The organism is Methylosinus sp. KRF6 (assembly GCF_018887255.1).
Taxonomy (GTDB): domain Bacteria; phylum Pseudomonadota; class Alphaproteobacteria; order Rhizobiales; family Beijerinckiaceae; genus Methylosinus; species Methylosinus sporium.
Genome location: NZ_JAHLJF010000001.1, coordinates 4,141,600 through 4,155,331 on the forward strand (window position 1 = coordinate 4,141,600; position 13,732 = coordinate 4,155,331).

Genomic DNA, 13,732 nt, shown 5'->3' on the forward strand with positions numbered 1-13,732 from the left:
GCGGCGCGGAAAGTCGATGGAGGCCGAACTGTCCGACAATCGCATTCGAAGCGCCGCCGTGGCGGCCGCGACCCCATCCGCCGGCGAGGATTACGACAAGCTCGGGCGCGACGCGCTCGTCTCGCTTTTGCGCAGCGTCATCGAGCAGCGCGACGACGTGCTCTCCAAATATGAGGCGATGGCGTTCCAGGTCGACGAATCGACGCATGAGATCGACGACGCCCAGCTCGAGGCGAAGCGCAATGCGCAAAAGGCCGAGGGCGACGCGCGCAAGGCGCAGGAGGCCGAAAAACGCGCCGCCGATCTGCAGCGCCTTCTCGATGACGAGCGCCGCGCCAAGGCGACGCTCGCGGGAGACTTCGCGCGCTATCGCGACAAGGTGACGAGCACGCCGGTGGACGAGCCCTGGAGCCAGCTCTGGCGCGCGATCTCGCAGATCGCGCGGGACGCCGTCGCCTGGGCGCGGGCCAAGATTCCGGCGGACAGCCAATTCCTGCCCTGGTTCGACAAGGGCGTCGATTTCATTGTGGCGACCGGCCGACTGCTGCGCGAATGGAGCCTCGCGCTCTATGATTGGGCGCGTCCGCGCACGCTCGAATTCTACGCATGGGGCAAGCCGCGCGCGATCGATCTGTGGAAAAGGCTGAAAACCGAGATCGAACGGCGAATGGGCCCGGCCAAATCGTAAAAATCCGCGGCCGATGGGCGCTCGCGAAGCGCGAACATGGCTGGAAATGCCCGAGCCAATGCGTTAGATTCGCGGCATGTACGCTCGCTGCGCGGTCATCGCGTCCCTCTTCCTCGCCGTCTTCGGACCCGCGTCCGAGGCGCAGGCGGCCGCCGCGCGCGGCTCCGTGCTCGCCTGTCGCGATCAAGCCGACATCAAGCGCGCCTTTCGTCCGGCCTCGGACAAGGCGGCCAAGGACGACCCCGCCTTTTTCCGCGGCAGGCTGCAGTCCGGCCACTGCGTGCAGCTGATGCGCGATCAAAAGGTTGACGTCGATCAGCGCGACGGGTCGCTGTGGTGCGTGCGTCCCTCCGGCGCGCTGGATTGCTTCTGGACGCTCGATCGGGCGATCGATCTCTACCCCGCGCCGCCGCCTCGGCCGGGCGAGCAGCCACCCAGAAAAAAAGGCTGAATCGGCCTCCTGCGGCGCGGCAACGCGCTTCCCTCGAGTTGGTCTGCGGCCGCTCGACTGGTAGAACTGTGCCCGTTACGTAATGATTCTCGCCCCAGGGAGCGACGGAAGCCATGATCCGGCCGAGGAAATGGTGGGTCGGCCTGCCCGTGCTGGCCATTTTGTTCACGATCGTCGCGACGTCCGACGTCGAGAAGATCGAAAAGGATCTGGGTGATCGCGTCCGCGCGGCGCTCGACAAATCCCCCGGCGCGATCGAGGGCGCGCGCGTCGTCGTGGACGGACGCGACGTGAGGCTGTCGGGCGTCGTCCTCTCGCCCGCCGCCGTCGCGCAGGCCGTCCGAACCGTCGAATTGCAGGAGGGCGTGCGCGCCGTCGCCGACGTCACGACGCCGCCGCCTTCGGCGCAGCCTTTCGCCTTCTCGCTCGAGCGCAAGGGCAAGACGCTCGCGCTCTCCGGCAATGCGCCGGTTCCGGGCGAGCGCGCGCCGGTTCGCGCCGCCGCCGCCGGCAAGGGGCTCGAGCTTTCCGATTCCTCGGTCTCGGCGCTGGGCGCGCCGAAAAATTACGTCGCCCTCGCCTCCTATTGCGTCGCGCTGCTCGATGCGATCGGCGACGGCAGAGTGTCGGTCAGCGACGCCGCCCTCACGGTGACCGGCTCGGCCGCCAGCTTCGACGGCTATGACCGCGCCGCGGCCGCGCTGAGAGAGCCGCCGGAAGGCGTTTCGGTGAAGGCGGCGGAGATCGCGCCGCCGCGCGTCTCCCCCTTCGTCTGGAGCGCCGCCAAATCGGGAGAGGCGGTTTCGCTCTTCGGCTATGCGCCGAGCGAAAAGACGCGCGAGACTCTCGTCGCCGAGGCCGCCGGGCTCGGCGCGGCGAGCGATCAGACGCGCGTCGCCGGCGGCGCCCCCGGCGATTTCGCCGTGGCGGCGAGCGCCGCGCTGCGCGCGCTCGACCAGCTCGCGAGCGGCAAGGCTTCGATAAGCGATGGCGTCGTCTCCATCGAAGGCGCCGGCAAGACCAATATCGCCGCTCCGGCCGTGGAGGCGAGCCTGCGCTCCGCTTTGCCCAAGAGCTTTCGCCTCGGCGAAGTGTCGGTGGCCGCGGGGGCGATCTCGCCTTTCGTCTTCACCGCGCGCAAGCAGGAGGACAAGCTCTCGCTCGCCGGCTATGCGCCGGACGCCGCCGCCCGCGCCCGGATCGTCCAGCAGGCCGAGCGCGATTTCGGCGCGGTGGACGACGGACTCGCCATAGCCGACGGCGCGCCGAAGGGATTCGCCGAGGCGGCGAGCGCCGCTCTGCGCGCATTGTCGCGGCTCGACATCGGCGTCGCGGCGCTCTCCGACCGCAGTCTGGCGTTCGAGGGCGCGGCCTATAACGCCAAGGCGCAATTCGACATTCGCGCCCGGCTCTCCCGCGAGTTGCCGGAAGGCTATGAGAACGCCGCGCGGCTCGGCCTCGCGACGACGACAGATGAAATCCCGCCGACGCGGCTCTACGCCGCTTTGGCGGAGAAAGCCGCCAAGGGACTGACCTTCGGCGCGGACAATCGAATCGCGGAGGCATCCTTGCCGGTGATCGACGCGCTCGCCTTCGTGCTGCTGCGCAGCCCGGGCGCTGCGGTCGATATCGTCGGGCGTTTTTCGGGCGCGGTCTCGCAGGCGGAGGACGAGGCCATCGGCCTGCGTCGCGCCGAGGCCGTGCGCAACTATCTGATCGAGGCGGGCGTCGAAGCGGCGCGACTCTCCGCCTCCGGCGCCGCCGCGGCCGATGGGAACGGCCGTCGCATCGAATTCTCGATCCGGTGATCCGGGGCTTTCGAGGGGAGAACGCCCATGCTCTATCTGCTCGCCGTCTCCACCGAGTGGCTCGCCGCCGCGCTCGCTCTGGGGCTCGTCGTCGGCTTCCTCACCACGACGAAGGTGAAAGGCGCGACATTCGACGGCCATGGCGTCGTCGTCGCTTCGGCCTTTGTTCTGGCCGCCGGTTTTTTCGTCGCCAATCTACAGACCATTCCGGGCCGCAACGGCCTGCTCTTGGAATTGGGCCTGCTGCTCGCGACGGCCTATCTGATCGGCCTGCCTTTCGGCGGCGGCGTGAGGCTGCTGTTCGGGACCGCCGCGCCCGAGGCGGGCGCCAAAAAGACAGCGCCTCAGGTCGCGCTTCGCGGAGCCGCCGAGCTGGTCGAGGACAAGACCTCTCCTTCTCCTTCTCCTTCTCCTTCTCCTTCTCTTGCTCCCGCTCCCGTCGCCGCTCCGCTCGCCGCCGCGCCCATCGTCGCGGCAAAGCCGGCCGCGCCTGCCGCCGCCGAGCCGCGTCGGCGCGTGGCCGCGCGCCCGGCGGAGAGCGAGAAAAAAGCGCCCGGCCAGCGGCCCGAAGGTCTCTCCGAGCCGCGCGGCGGCCGCGCCGACGATCTCACCAAGATCAAGGGGCTCGGGCCCAAGAGCGTCGAGAAGCTGCATGGACTCGGCGTCTATCATTTCGATCAGATCGCCGGCTGGTCCTCCGAGAATGTCGCCTGGATCGGCGCGACGCTGGCGGTTCCCGGCCGTCCCGAGCGCGGCCGCTGGGTGGCGCAGGCCAAGGAACTCGCCGCCGCGACGGAACGGGCGCAGGCCGAATGAGACTCGCGCATCTTCTCGGAGCCTCGCTGCTGCTCAGCGTCGTTTCGGCGGAGGCGCCGGCGCAGGACATGCTGCGCAATGTCGATCTCGCCCAGCCCGCCTATTCGCAATCCGAGTTCACGCGCGCCGACATAGAGGCGCGACTCGCGGCGACGAAGCCGGGCGAGACGCTCGATCTCTCCATGCGCAGCCTCAACGGGCTCGATCTCTCCGGCCTCGATCTCTCCGGCGTCAATTTGCGCGCGGCGCGGCTGGTGAAGGCGCGGCTCGCCGGGGCCAGACTCGACGGCGCCATTCTCGATCAGGCATGGCTGCTCGAGGCCGATCTCTCCGGCGCCAGCCTGCGCGGCGCGCATGTCTTCGCGACGCAGCTGCAGCGCGCCCGCGCCGAGGGCGCGGACTTCTCCAAGAGCCGCCTCGCCGCCGATCTCACGGGCGCCGATCTGCGCGGCGCCTTGTTCCGCGGCGCGGACATGTCGGCGGATATGAAAAACCAGTCCATGGGGCTGATGCGCGCCGTTCTGCGCTCCGCCAAGCTCGACGGCGCGCATTTCGACGGCGCCGATCTCTCGCGCGCCGACATGCGCTATGCGCGGGCGCCGGGCGCGATCTTCGACAAGGCCTCGCTGAAGGATGTCGACGCCGCCGGCGCGGATTTCACCGGCGCCCGCTTCGAGGGAACCAAGGCCGAGGGCCTGTCGCTCGATTCCGTGCGGATCGACAGAGGCGCGGCCGCGACGCTGAAAGGCGCGGTGGATTTGGATCGCGCTTATCTGCAATAGGGCATTTTCGGCGTTGGGAAACGCGTCGAAACCTCTAGGGGCGGGGGCTGCCCGATCGCGCCGCCGCCATAGATGAACGAAGGGCGATGATGAGAGAACCCTTCCGCATCGGCGTCGATCTCGGCGGCACCAAGACAGAGGCGATCGCCATGGGTCCCATGGGCGAGACGCTGGCGCGTCGGCGCGCGCCGACGCCCGCCCATGATTACGCCGCCGTTCTGGCGACCATCGGCGGCCTCGTGCTCGAGCTCGAGCGCGAGATCGGCGGGCGCGGCAGCGTCGGCGTCGGCACGCCGGGCGTGATCTCGCCGCGCACCGGCCTCGTGAAGAACTCCAATACCACAGGGCTCAACGGCAAGCCGCTGGACAAGGATCTCGAGGCTCTGCTGGGGCGTCCCGTGCGGCTCGAGAACGACGCCAATTGCTTCGCCCTGTCCGAGGCGGTGGACGGCGCCGGGGCGGGCGCGCGCAGCGTTTTCGGCGTGATATTGGGAACGGGCGTCGGCGGCGGCATCGTCGTGGACGGCAAGGTTCTGCAGGGCGTCAACAAAGTGGCGGGCGAATGGGGCCATACGCCTCTGCCCTGGATGACGCCGGATGAATTTCCCGGACGCCTCTGCTATTGCGGCCATCACGGTTGTGTGGAGACCTTTCTCGCCGGCCCGGCGCTCGCCTTCGACTATGGCCAGCGCGTCGGCGCCGAGGCGAGCGGCGAAGAGATCGCCGCCCGCGCCGCGGCGGGCGAGGCGGCGGCGCGCCATGCGCTGGAGGTCTATCGCGACCGCCTGTCGCGCGCGCTGGCCGGCATCGTCAATCTGCTCGATCCGGATGTCATCGTGCTCGGCGGCGGCGTGTCCAATATCGATTTTATTTACGAGGGCCTGCGCGATCTGGTCGAGAAGCAGGCGTTCTCGGACGCCATCGACACGCGCATATTGCGCAATGTGCATGGCGACTCGGGCGGCGTGCGCGGCGCGGCTTGGCTGTGGGGCGGGCCGGAGTGCGGGAGCTGACGCGCTTTTTCTGATAGGATGGGCGGCGTTCCGTTTCTAGGGAGCCGTTCATGTCGAATTTGCGAACGATCGAATTGAAGGCCTTCGTCCCGGCGAAGGATTACGAGCTTTCCAAGCGCTTCTATCGGGATTTGGGCTTCACGCTCGCCTCGGACGGCGACGGCGTCGCCTATTTCTATCACGAGAATGTGAGCTTCCTGCTGCAGAATTTCTACGTGAAGGAATTCGCCGAAAATCTAATGATGCATCTGCTCGTCGAGGATGTCGAGGCCTGGAAGGCGAAGGTCGACGAGAGCGGGATCGCCGCGCGCTATGGCGTCGCGGTCTCGGAGGTGCAGCGCCAGCCTTGGCGCATGCGCGATTTCACATTGGTCGATCCTTCGGGAGTGCTGTGGCGGATCGGGCAGAATGTGGAGTGAGGGGGCTCGCCCTTCAGCGCGTGAATTTCATCGCGGCGAACAGGAAGCCGCCGAGGGCGAGTTGGGTCACGATCAGCCAGCGGAGAATATCGACCTTCAAATCGGCGGCCGTGGTCGCGATTTTTGTTTCGAGCTTCTGCTCCGAGGCCCGCAGCTCCATCTGAAGAGCCGCCAAATCGGCTTTGGTGGTGAACTCCTGGCTCGTCGCCTCGGCGAAAGCCTCCGCCGCGGCTTTCGCTTGAGCGTGCGAAAAGCCGCCGGACTCGAGTTTCTCGACGAATTTCAGCGTATCGAATGTGATAGCGGCGCTCATGAGCCTAAGATAGATCGAAGCGCGTCGGAAGAAAAGGCGCCGATCAGCCAGCAGTAGAGCTCCCGCAGGCGCGCTACCCCTCCATCGCCTCCAGCTCTGCGATGAGCCCCTCGATCATCTCGAGCCCTATTCCCCAAAAGGCGGGATCGCGCGCATCGAGGCCGAAGGGGGCGAGCAGCTCATTATAGGGCTTGGCGCCGCCCGCCTCGAGCAGGCCGAAATAGCGCTCGGCGAAACCCGTCTCCGCCTTTTGATAGACGCCATAGAGCGAGTTCACGAGACAATCGCCGAAGGCGTAGGCGTAGACATAGAAGGGCGAATGCACGAAATGCGGAATATAGGCCCAGAAGGATTCGTAGCCTTCGCCGAGCCGAATGGCCGGGCCGAGACTGTCGCTCTGCACGCTCATCCACAGATCGCAGAGCTTGTCGGCGGTCAGCTCGCCATTCTTGCGCTCGGTGTGGACCTTGCGCTCGAAGGAATAGAAGGCGATCTGCCGTACGACAGTGTTGAGCATGTCCTCCACTTTGGCGGCGAGCAGCGCGCGCTTCTTCTCGATGTCGGTCGTTTGCGCCAATAGCGAGCGGAAGGTCAGCATCTCGCCGAAGACGGAGGCCGTCTCGGCCAGCGTCAGCGGCGTCGGCGCCATCAGAGCGCCTTGTCGCGACGCCAGCACCTGATGCACGCCATGGCCGAGCTCATGGGCCAGCGTCATCACATCGCGCGTCTTGCCTTGGAAATTGACCAGTACATAAGGATGCACGGAGGGCACGGTCGGATGCGCGAAGGCGCCCGGCGCCTTGCCCGGCCGCACCGGCGCGTCGATCCAACTCTTGTCGAAGAAGCGCGAGGCGATCTCCGCCATTTGCGGCGCGAAGCCGCTATAGGCGGTGAGAACGATGTCGCGCGCCTCGTCCCAGCTGTAATTATGCGAAGGCACGGAGGGCAGCGGCGCGTTGCGATCCCAATAATCCAGCGCCTCCTTGCCGAACCATTTGGCCTTGAGCTTGTAGTAGCGATGCGAGAGCCGCGGATGCGCGGCTGTGACGCTCGTGACCAGCGCGTCCACCACCTCCGGCTCGACTCTGTTGGAGAGATGGCGCGAGTCGGCGACGTCTTTGAAGCCGCGCCAACGATCGCCGATCTCCTTGTCCTTGGCGAGCGTGTTGGTGACGAGCGCGAAGGTGCGCAGATTGGCTTTCAGCGTCGCGCCGACGGCGAGCGCGGCTTCGCGCCGCACTTCCTCGCGCGTATCCTGCATGAGATTGAGCGCAGGCTCGATCGTCAGCTCCTTGCCGCCGATCGAAAAGCGCAGCGCGGCGATGGTCTCGTCGAAAAGTCGGTTCCAGGCGGCGCGGCCGGTGGCGGATTTCTCGTGGAAGAGACGCTCCAGCTCGTCGGAGAGCTCATAGGGCTTCTCCATCCGAATATCTTCGAGCCAGGGTTTCCAATGCGCGAGCGGCGCCGTCGCCGCGGCGGTGTCGAGAACAGCGTCGTCGATACGGTTCAGCTCGAGCTGGAAGAACAGCAATTGCGTGGAGATTTCGGTGATCTTGTCCTGAATGTCGCCATAGAATTTGCCGCGCGCCGGATCGGTGGTGTCGCCGGCGTAGACCAATCCCGCATAGGACATGATTCGGCCCAACAGGTCCTGTAGCGCCTCATAGCGCCGCACGGCCTCGCCGAGCGTCTCGCTCGCCGCCGCGCCGCTCGCCATCTCGCTCAGGCGGCCGCGAAGCTCGGCTGCGAAGGCCGAGGCCTCCTTCTCCGCCGCCGCAATGTCGGCGGCCAGCGCCGGCGAATCGGGCGCGGCATAGAGATCGGCGAGATTCCATTCGGGGAGCGCGGGGCCGGGACCGCCGGCCTCGGCCTCGGAGACGGCGTCGTGAAGAGGGGCTTGGACGCGGGCGTGAAGATGCGGCATGGTTCGAACCGGGAGTTGAGGATGAAGGGCGCTTCGCCGAATATCGGGCACGGGACGGAAAAAATGCAAGTCGCAGGCCGCCGAGACGCTGGCCGCACAGGAGTTTTTCTCGTCCCCGGCCTTCGGATTCCTCCCGACGGCGAGGCTCACGTTAACGACGCCTTTACCCTGATCTCCGAGCATGGCCGGAAGGTGGCGTCGTCCACGTCCTCTATTGCACGCCGCGGATCCGCGCGATCCGCCCGAGCCCACGCCGCGCAGGCCTAAGAAATTTCAAGAGGATCAATGACTTCTACGATTCTGATCGCCGACGACGATCCGGTTCAGCGCCGTTTGCTCGAGGCTTCGGCGCGGCGCTTCGGTTATGAGGTGGAGACTGTCGAGGGCGGCGAGCAGGCGCTGGCGCGGCTGACGCAGAATGGCGCGACGCCGGTCGATCTGCTGATTCTCGATCTCGTCATGCCCGATCTCGACGGCATGGGCGTGCTGACGCGCCTGCGCGACCTCAAGATCGACGTGCCCGTCATCGTGCAGACCGCCAACGGCTCCATAGAGACGGTGATCTCGGCGATGCGCGCCGGCGCGCAGGATTTCGTCGTGAAGCCGGTCGGCGCCGAGCGCTTGCAGGTCTCCATCAAAAATGCGCTGTCGGCAGACGCCCTCGCCGGGGAGCTGCGCCGCGTCAATCGCCGCAGGGACGGCGCGCTGACTTTCCGCGATCTGGTCTCGCGCAGCGAGGAGATGGCGCGCGTCATTCGCCTCGGCGAGCGCGCCGCCCATTCCAATATTCCGGTGCTGATCGAGGGCGAGTCGGGCGTCGGCAAGGAGATCGTCGCGCGCGCCATTCAGGGCGGCTCGGATCGCCGCGGCAAGCCCTTCGTCACCGTCAATTGCGGGGCGCTGCCGGCCAATCTCGTCGAATCCATCCTCTTCGGCCATGAGAAGGGCGCTTTCACCGGCGCGACCGAGAAGCATTCGGGCAAATTCCTCGAGGCCAATGGCGGCACGCTCTTCCTGGACGAGATCGGCGAATTGCCGCTCGAGACGCAGGTGAAGCTGCTGCGCGCCTTGCAGGAGGGGGAGATCGACCCCGTCGGCGCCAAGCGCCCGGTGCGCGTCGACATTCGCCTCATTTCGGCGACGAATCAAAATCTGATCGAGCAGGTGAAGCGCGGCCAGTTCCGCGAGGATCTGTTCTACCGCCTCAACGTCTTCCCCATCACGATTCCGCCACTGCGCGCGCGCCGCGACGATATCGGCGATCTGGCGCGCCGCTTCGCCATCCGCTTCGCTGCGGAGGAGAACAAGCGCCTGCGCGGCATATCGCATGAGGCGACGACGCTGCTGGCGAGCTATGATTGGCCGGGCAATGTCCGACAGCTCGAGAACGCGGTCTTCCGCGCCGTGGTGCTGGCCGATGGCGACGAGCTGACGGTCAATGAGTTCCCGCAGATCGCCGCCCATGTGGAGGGTTTCTCCGCCCGTGTGCCGCCGGTTCCGGCGCCGGCAGCGCCCGGAGCCGCGCCGGAGCGGGAGATCGTGCGCGTCGAGATTCGCGATCCCAATGTGATGGCGCTGCTCGGACCGCATGGCGACATGCGCCGTCTAGAGGAGCTCGAGGCCGAGGTCATCAAATTCGCCCTCGTCCATTATCGCGGGCAAATGTCGGAGATTGCGCGTCGTCTGGGCATAGGTCGCTCGACGCTCTACCGCAAAATGAAGGAGTACGGGCTCGGCGAGGAGATGGACGAGAATGTCGACGCCGCCTGAAGAGGCGAAGGCGCCGCCAATTTAGGCGTTCGCCGGCTTGCCCAAAAAAGCGCGCGCGGCCATTCTGCGGGCCAGAACGCGCCGGCGCTCTCGGGCGCCGCGCGAGGAACGGAGACCTTCTCAGTCATGTCCGAGCTCTATGATATCGAAGCGCGCACGATCGACGGCGAAACCGTCAAGATCGGCGACTACGCCGGCAAGGTGATCCTGATCGTCAATGTGGCGAGCAGATGCGGCTTCACGCTGCAATACAACGGCCTCGAGGCGATCTGGAACGAGAACCGCGACAAGGGTTTCGTCATTCTCGGTTTCCCCTGCAATCAGTTCAGCAATCAGGAGCCGGGAACCGACGAGGAGATCAAGACCTTCTGCTCCACCCGCTTCATCGTGACCTTCCCGCTGTTCAGCAAGATCGAGGTGAATGGCGACAATCAGCATCCGCTCTACAAGCTGCTGAAGGAGAAGGACCCGGGTCCGGCGGAAGACGTGAAGTGGAACTTCACCAAATTCCTCATCGACCGGAAGGGCAATGTGGTGAAGCGCTTCCAGGCGACCAACACGCCGCGCCAGATGGAGCCCGACATTCAGGCCCTGCTCGCCGAGGCGTGAGGAAAAAGCGTCCGTCCTAGCCCCGGGCGGTGGGCGAGGCCGGCGGGCGCCGTGACGAAATCGCGACTCTGCGCCATATTGGTCGAGCAGCTCCGCCGATCCGCCGCCGAGGCGGCCGGATCGCGGAGAAGCTCGCGCGCCCCGATCGAGGCGACATCGTCGAGAGGTCGCCTCGACCATGAATCGCGTCTATGAATTCGAAGCGCGCCGCCTCGATGGCGAGAGCGTGAGCCTTTCCGATTGGGCGGGGAAGGTTCTGCTCATCGTCAATGTGGCCAGCAAATGCGGCTTCACCCCGCAATATGAGGGTCTCGAGGCGCTGTGGCGGACCTATCGCGACCGCGGCTTCGCTGTGCTCGGCTTTCCCTGCGATCAATTCGGCCATCAGGAGCCCGGCGACGAAGCCGCCATCGGGGCCTTCTGCTCGATGCGCTATGACGTCACCTTTCCGCTCTTCGCCAAGATCGAGGTGAATGGCGGGAACGCCCATCCGCTCTATCGTTTTCTGAAATCGCTGGCGCCGGGCCTTTTGGGCACGCAGGCGATCAAATGGAATTTCACCAAATTTCTCGTCGATCGACAGGGCCGCGTCGTGAAGCGCTATGCGCCGACCGTCGAGCCGCAGGCGATCGCGGCGGATATAGAAAAACATCTTGCGGAGGCTCCGTGACAATCGCGATCGACATTGCGCGCCGCGACGGCGCGCCCAAATTCCTTTCCTTCGACGTCGTGCTGCGCGATGCGCGCAGTAAATCGCGCCATCGCGTGACCATGTCGCGCGAGCTGGCCGAGCGCTTGGGCGGCGGCGTTTCCACCGCAGAGCAATGTCTCACCGCCGCCTTTCGCTTCCTGCTCGACCGCGAGCCGAAGGAGCAGATCCTTCCGCAATTCGACGTGAGCGTGATTTCGCTCTATTTTCCAGAATTCGAGCGTGAATTGCCGAAATATCTGGGGTGAGCGGGCTTGCGACTTTTTGTCTCGGGCGAGGCCGCGGGCTCTCTCGCCGCGCAGCCGCACGGCCAAGCTTATGGTCTTTGCGCATGAGCGCGGCGCATGGCTCATGACTGCATTTAATTTGGCGACCGGCGGATGCTGGCGTAAGGTCATAAAAGCGACACGCGCCGTCGACGCGGGCAAGACGTCCCGCGGCGGCTGACGGTCCGTCGGAGGTCGTCGATGAAACTGAATTACAAGCCCTTCATGATATTCGCGATCGTCGCGCTGCTCGCCGTCGCTCTGGCCATGCTGTTCGATCAGCGCAACCAGCGCTCGGCCGGACGCGACATCAACTTCAGCGAATTGCTGGCGCAGATCGAGCTCGGCCGCGTCCATGACGTGACCATCGCCGGCAATGAGATCAGTGGGCATTTCGCCGATAACCGCTCCTTCATCACCTATGCGCCCAATGATCCGACGCTGGTGCAGCGCCTGACCGCCAAAAATGTGGCCATCAGCGCGCGTCCCTCGAGCGAGGGCGGCGGCTGGTGGATGACGCTGTTCCTGAATGCGTTGCCCCTCATCGCCTTTCTCGGCGTGTGGATATTCCTCGCCCGCCAGATGCAGGGCGGCGCCGGCGGCCGCGCGCTCGGCTTCGGCAAGTCCAAGGCCAAGCTGCTGACGGAAACGCAAGGCCGCGTCACTTTCGAGGATGTCGCCGGCGTCGACGAGGCCAAGGAAGACCTCCAGGAGATCGTCGAATTCCTGCGCGATCCGCAGAAGTTCCAGCGTCTCGGCGGCCGCATTCCGCGCGGCGTGCTGCTCGTCGGCCCGCCCGGCACCGGCAAGACGCTTCTCGCCCGCGCCATCGCCGGCGAGGCCAACGTCCCCTTCTTCACCATCTCGGGCTCCGACTTCGTCGAAATGTTCGTCGGCGTCGGCGCGAGCCGCGTGCGCGACATGTTCGAGCAGGCCAAGAAAAACGCGCCCTGCATCATCTTCGTCGACGAGATCGACGCTGTGGGTCGTCACCGCGGCGCCGGGCTCGGCGGCGGCAATGACGAGCGCGAGCAGACGCTGAACCAGTTGCTCGTCGAGATGGACGGTTTCGAAGCCAATGAGGGCATCATCCTCATCGCCGCCACCAACCGTCCCGACGTGCTCGATCCCGCGCTGATGCGTCCCGGCCGCTTCGATCGCCAGATCAATGTGCCGAACCCCGACTTCATCGGCCGCGAGAAGATCCTCAAGGTTCACGCCCGCAAAGTGCCGCTGGCGCCGGATGTGGATCTGAAGGTCGTCGCGCGCGGCACGCCCGGCTTCTCGGGCGCCGATCTGATGAACCTCGTCAATGAAGCGGCGCTGCTGGCGGCCCGTCGCAGCAAGCGCATCGTCACGCGCCAAGAGTTCGAGGACTCGCGCGACAAGATCATGATGGGCGCCGAGCGCCGCACTCTGGTGATGACGGAGGAGGAGAAGCGCCTCACCGCTTTCCACGAGGGCGGACATGCGCTGGTGCAGCTCAACATGCCGGGCTCCATCCCGATCCACAAGGCGACGATCATCCCGCGCGGCCGCGCGCTGGGCATGGTGCAGGGCCTGCCGGAGCGCGACCAGATCTCGCAGAGCTTCGAGCAATTGAAGGCCATGCTGGCGCTGGCGATGGGCGGACGCGTGGCGGAAGAGCTGGTGTTCGGCCGCGACAAGGTGACCTCGGGCGCGGCGAGCGACATTCAGCAATGCACGCGCATCGCCCGCGCGATGGTGACGCAGCTCGGTTTCTCGGACAAGCTCGGCACGGTGGCCTATGCCGATCCGCAGCAGGAGCAGTTCCTCGGCTATTCGATCGGCCGCACGCAGACCCTCTCGGAGGCGACGCAGCAGACGATCGACGCGGAAGTGCGGCGCCTGGTGCAGGAAGGCTATGAGGACGCGCGGCGCATTCTGACCGAGAAGCGCGGCGATCTCGACGTGCTGGCCAATGGCCTTCTGGAGTTCGAGACGCTGACCGGCGACGAGATGATCGGCCTGCTGCAGGGCAAGCGCCCGGTGCGCGAGGATGTGCCGCCCGCGGCCCCGCCGGCGCGCCCCTCGCCCGTGCCGACGGCCGGCGCGGCGCGTCCTTCGCCGGAGCCGGACGCCGGCGGGCTCGAACCCAATCCGGTCTGACTGGAAACAAAAACCCCGTCGGTCTTCGGCGGGG

General features: G+C 66.2%; 14 protein-coding genes. 12 read left to right on the forward strand and 2 right to left on the reverse strand.

Annotation, left to right across the window (positions count from 1 at the left end; all coding sequences use genetic code 11):
• The first annotated feature begins 16 nt into the window (after positions 1-16).
• From KP010_RS19550 to KP010_RS19580, 7 genes are all read left to right on the forward strand, one after another.
• Positions 17-688 (forward strand): hypothetical protein, encoded by a 672-nt coding sequence (locus KP010_RS19550; protein ID WP_246659961.1) that lies wholly within the window; start codon positions 17-19, stop codon positions 686-688.
• Between the two features lie 76 nt (positions 689-764).
• Positions 765-1,139 carry a hypothetical protein gene (locus KP010_RS19555; RefSeq protein WP_142864074.1) on the forward strand — a complete coding sequence of 125 codons (375 nt, stop codon included), beginning with the start codon at positions 765-767 and terminating at the stop codon, positions 1,137-1,139.
• Between the two features lie 113 nt (positions 1,140-1,252).
• Positions 1,253-2,947 (forward strand): BON domain-containing protein, encoded by a 1,695-nt coding sequence (locus KP010_RS19560; RefSeq protein WP_216281360.1) that lies wholly within the window; start codon positions 1,253-1,255, stop codon positions 2,945-2,947.
• A 27-nt stretch (positions 2,948-2,974) separates the two neighbouring features.
• Positions 2,975-3,763, forward strand: a complete 789-nt coding sequence (locus KP010_RS19565; RefSeq protein ID WP_216281362.1) for a hypothetical protein — start codon at positions 2,975-2,977, stop codon at positions 3,761-3,763.
• On the forward strand, positions 3,760-4,545 hold the full coding sequence (locus KP010_RS19570) for a pentapeptide repeat-containing protein (RefSeq protein ID WP_142864744.1): 786 nt from the start codon (positions 3,760-3,762) through the stop codon (positions 4,543-4,545). The genes KP010_RS19565 and KP010_RS19570 overlap by 4 nt, the downstream gene beginning before the upstream one ends.
• 86 nt (positions 4,546-4,631) lie before the next feature.
• Positions 4,632-5,558 (forward strand): ROK family protein, encoded by a 927-nt coding sequence (locus tag KP010_RS19575; RefSeq protein ID WP_142864745.1) that lies wholly within the window; start codon positions 4,632-4,634, stop codon positions 5,556-5,558.
• A 50-nt stretch (positions 5,559-5,608) separates the two neighbouring features.
• The gene (locus tag KP010_RS19580; RefSeq protein ID WP_142864746.1) at positions 5,609-5,977 is read left to right on the forward strand and encodes a VOC family protein; all 369 of its coding nucleotides are present in this window, start codon (positions 5,609-5,611) and stop codon (positions 5,975-5,977) included.
• Positions 5,978-5,990: 13 nt separating this feature from the next.
• Here the strand turns inward: KP010_RS19580 and KP010_RS19585 are convergent, their stop codons facing one another.
• Both KP010_RS19585 and KP010_RS19590 read right to left on the reverse strand, forming a co-directional pair.
• The gene (locus KP010_RS19585) at positions 5,991-6,290 is read right to left on the reverse strand and encodes a DUF1640 domain-containing protein (RefSeq protein WP_142864747.1); all 300 of its coding nucleotides are present in this window, start codon (positions 6,288-6,290) and stop codon (positions 5,991-5,993) included.
• Positions 6,291-6,363: 73 nt separating this feature from the next.
• A complete protein-coding gene (locus KP010_RS19590; protein ID WP_142864748.1) occupies positions 6,364-8,214 on the reverse strand; it encodes a M3 family oligoendopeptidase in 1,851 nt (616 codons plus the stop codon).
• A gap of 285 nt (positions 8,215-8,499) precedes the next feature.
• Here KP010_RS19590 and KP010_RS19595 point away from each other — a divergent pair, with 285 nt between their 5' ends.
• From KP010_RS19595 to ftsH, 5 genes are all read left to right on the forward strand, one after another.
• Positions 8,500-9,984, forward strand: coding sequence for a sigma-54 dependent transcriptional regulator (locus KP010_RS19595; RefSeq protein WP_142864749.1), 1,485 nt, complete (start codon positions 8,500-8,502; stop codon positions 9,982-9,984).
• Between the two features lie 126 nt (positions 9,985-10,110).
• Positions 10,111-10,593 (forward strand): glutathione peroxidase, encoded by a 483-nt coding sequence (locus tag KP010_RS19600; RefSeq protein ID WP_108918271.1) that lies wholly within the window; start codon positions 10,111-10,113, stop codon positions 10,591-10,593.
• A gap of 178 nt (positions 10,594-10,771) precedes the next feature.
• Complete coding sequence (locus KP010_RS19605) at positions 10,772-11,263, forward strand: glutathione peroxidase (RefSeq protein WP_216281364.1); 492 nt, start codon at positions 10,772-10,774, stop codon at positions 11,261-11,263.
• Positions 11,260-11,550 carry a hypothetical protein gene (locus KP010_RS19610; RefSeq protein WP_108918273.1) on the forward strand — a complete coding sequence of 97 codons (291 nt, stop codon included), beginning with the start codon at positions 11,260-11,262 and terminating at the stop codon, positions 11,548-11,550. Before KP010_RS19605 ends, KP010_RS19610 begins: the two co-directional genes overlap by 4 nt.
• 219 nt (positions 11,551-11,769) lie before the next feature.
• A complete protein-coding gene (gene ftsH, locus KP010_RS19615; RefSeq protein ID WP_216281366.1) occupies positions 11,770-13,698 on the forward strand; it encodes an ATP-dependent zinc metalloprotease FtsH in 1,929 nt (642 codons plus the stop codon).
• Positions 13,699-13,732 lie beyond the last annotated feature (34 nt).

What these genes read in the sequence shown, in the direction of transcription:
- KP010_RS19550 (WP_246659961.1), top strand. Translation starts at nt 17, where the DNA reads ATGGAGGCCGAACTGTCCGACAATCGCATTCGAAGCGCCGCCGTGGCG.
- KP010_RS19555 (WP_142864074.1), top strand. Translation starts at nt 765, where the DNA reads ATGTACGCTCGCTGCGCGGTCATCGCGTCCCTCTTCCTCGCCGTCTTC.
- KP010_RS19580 (WP_142864746.1), top strand. Translation starts at nt 5,609, where the DNA reads ATGTCGAATTTGCGAACGATCGAATTGAAGGCCTTCGTCCCGGCGAAG.
- KP010_RS19575 (WP_142864745.1), top strand. Translation starts at nt 4,632, where the DNA reads ATGATGAGAGAACCCTTCCGCATCGGCGTCGATCTCGGCGGCACCAAG.
- KP010_RS19590 (WP_142864748.1), bottom strand. Translation starts at nt 8,214, where the DNA reads ATGCCGCATCTTCACGCCCGCGTCCAAGCCCCTCTTCACGACGCCGTC.
- KP010_RS19560 (WP_216281360.1), top strand. Translation starts at nt 1,253, where the DNA reads ATGATCCGGCCGAGGAAATGGTGGGTCGGCCTGCCCGTGCTGGCCATT.
- KP010_RS19565 (WP_216281362.1), top strand. Translation starts at nt 2,975, where the DNA reads ATGCTCTATCTGCTCGCCGTCTCCACCGAGTGGCTCGCCGCCGCGCTC.
- ftsH (WP_216281366.1), top strand. Translation starts at nt 11,770, where the DNA reads ATGAAACTGAATTACAAGCCCTTCATGATATTCGCGATCGTCGCGCTG.
- KP010_RS19595 (WP_142864749.1), top strand. Translation starts at nt 8,500, where the DNA reads ATGACTTCTACGATTCTGATCGCCGACGACGATCCGGTTCAGCGCCGT.
- KP010_RS19585 (WP_142864747.1), bottom strand. Translation starts at nt 6,290, where the DNA reads ATGAGCGCCGCTATCACATTCGATACGCTGAAATTCGTCGAGAAACTC.
- KP010_RS19600 (WP_108918271.1), top strand. Translation starts at nt 10,111, where the DNA reads ATGTCCGAGCTCTATGATATCGAAGCGCGCACGATCGACGGCGAAACC.
- KP010_RS19570 (WP_142864744.1), top strand. Translation starts at nt 3,760, where the DNA reads ATGAGACTCGCGCATCTTCTCGGAGCCTCGCTGCTGCTCAGCGTCGTT.
- KP010_RS19605 (WP_216281364.1), top strand. Translation starts at nt 10,772, where the DNA reads ATGAATCGCGTCTATGAATTCGAAGCGCGCCGCCTCGATGGCGAGAGC.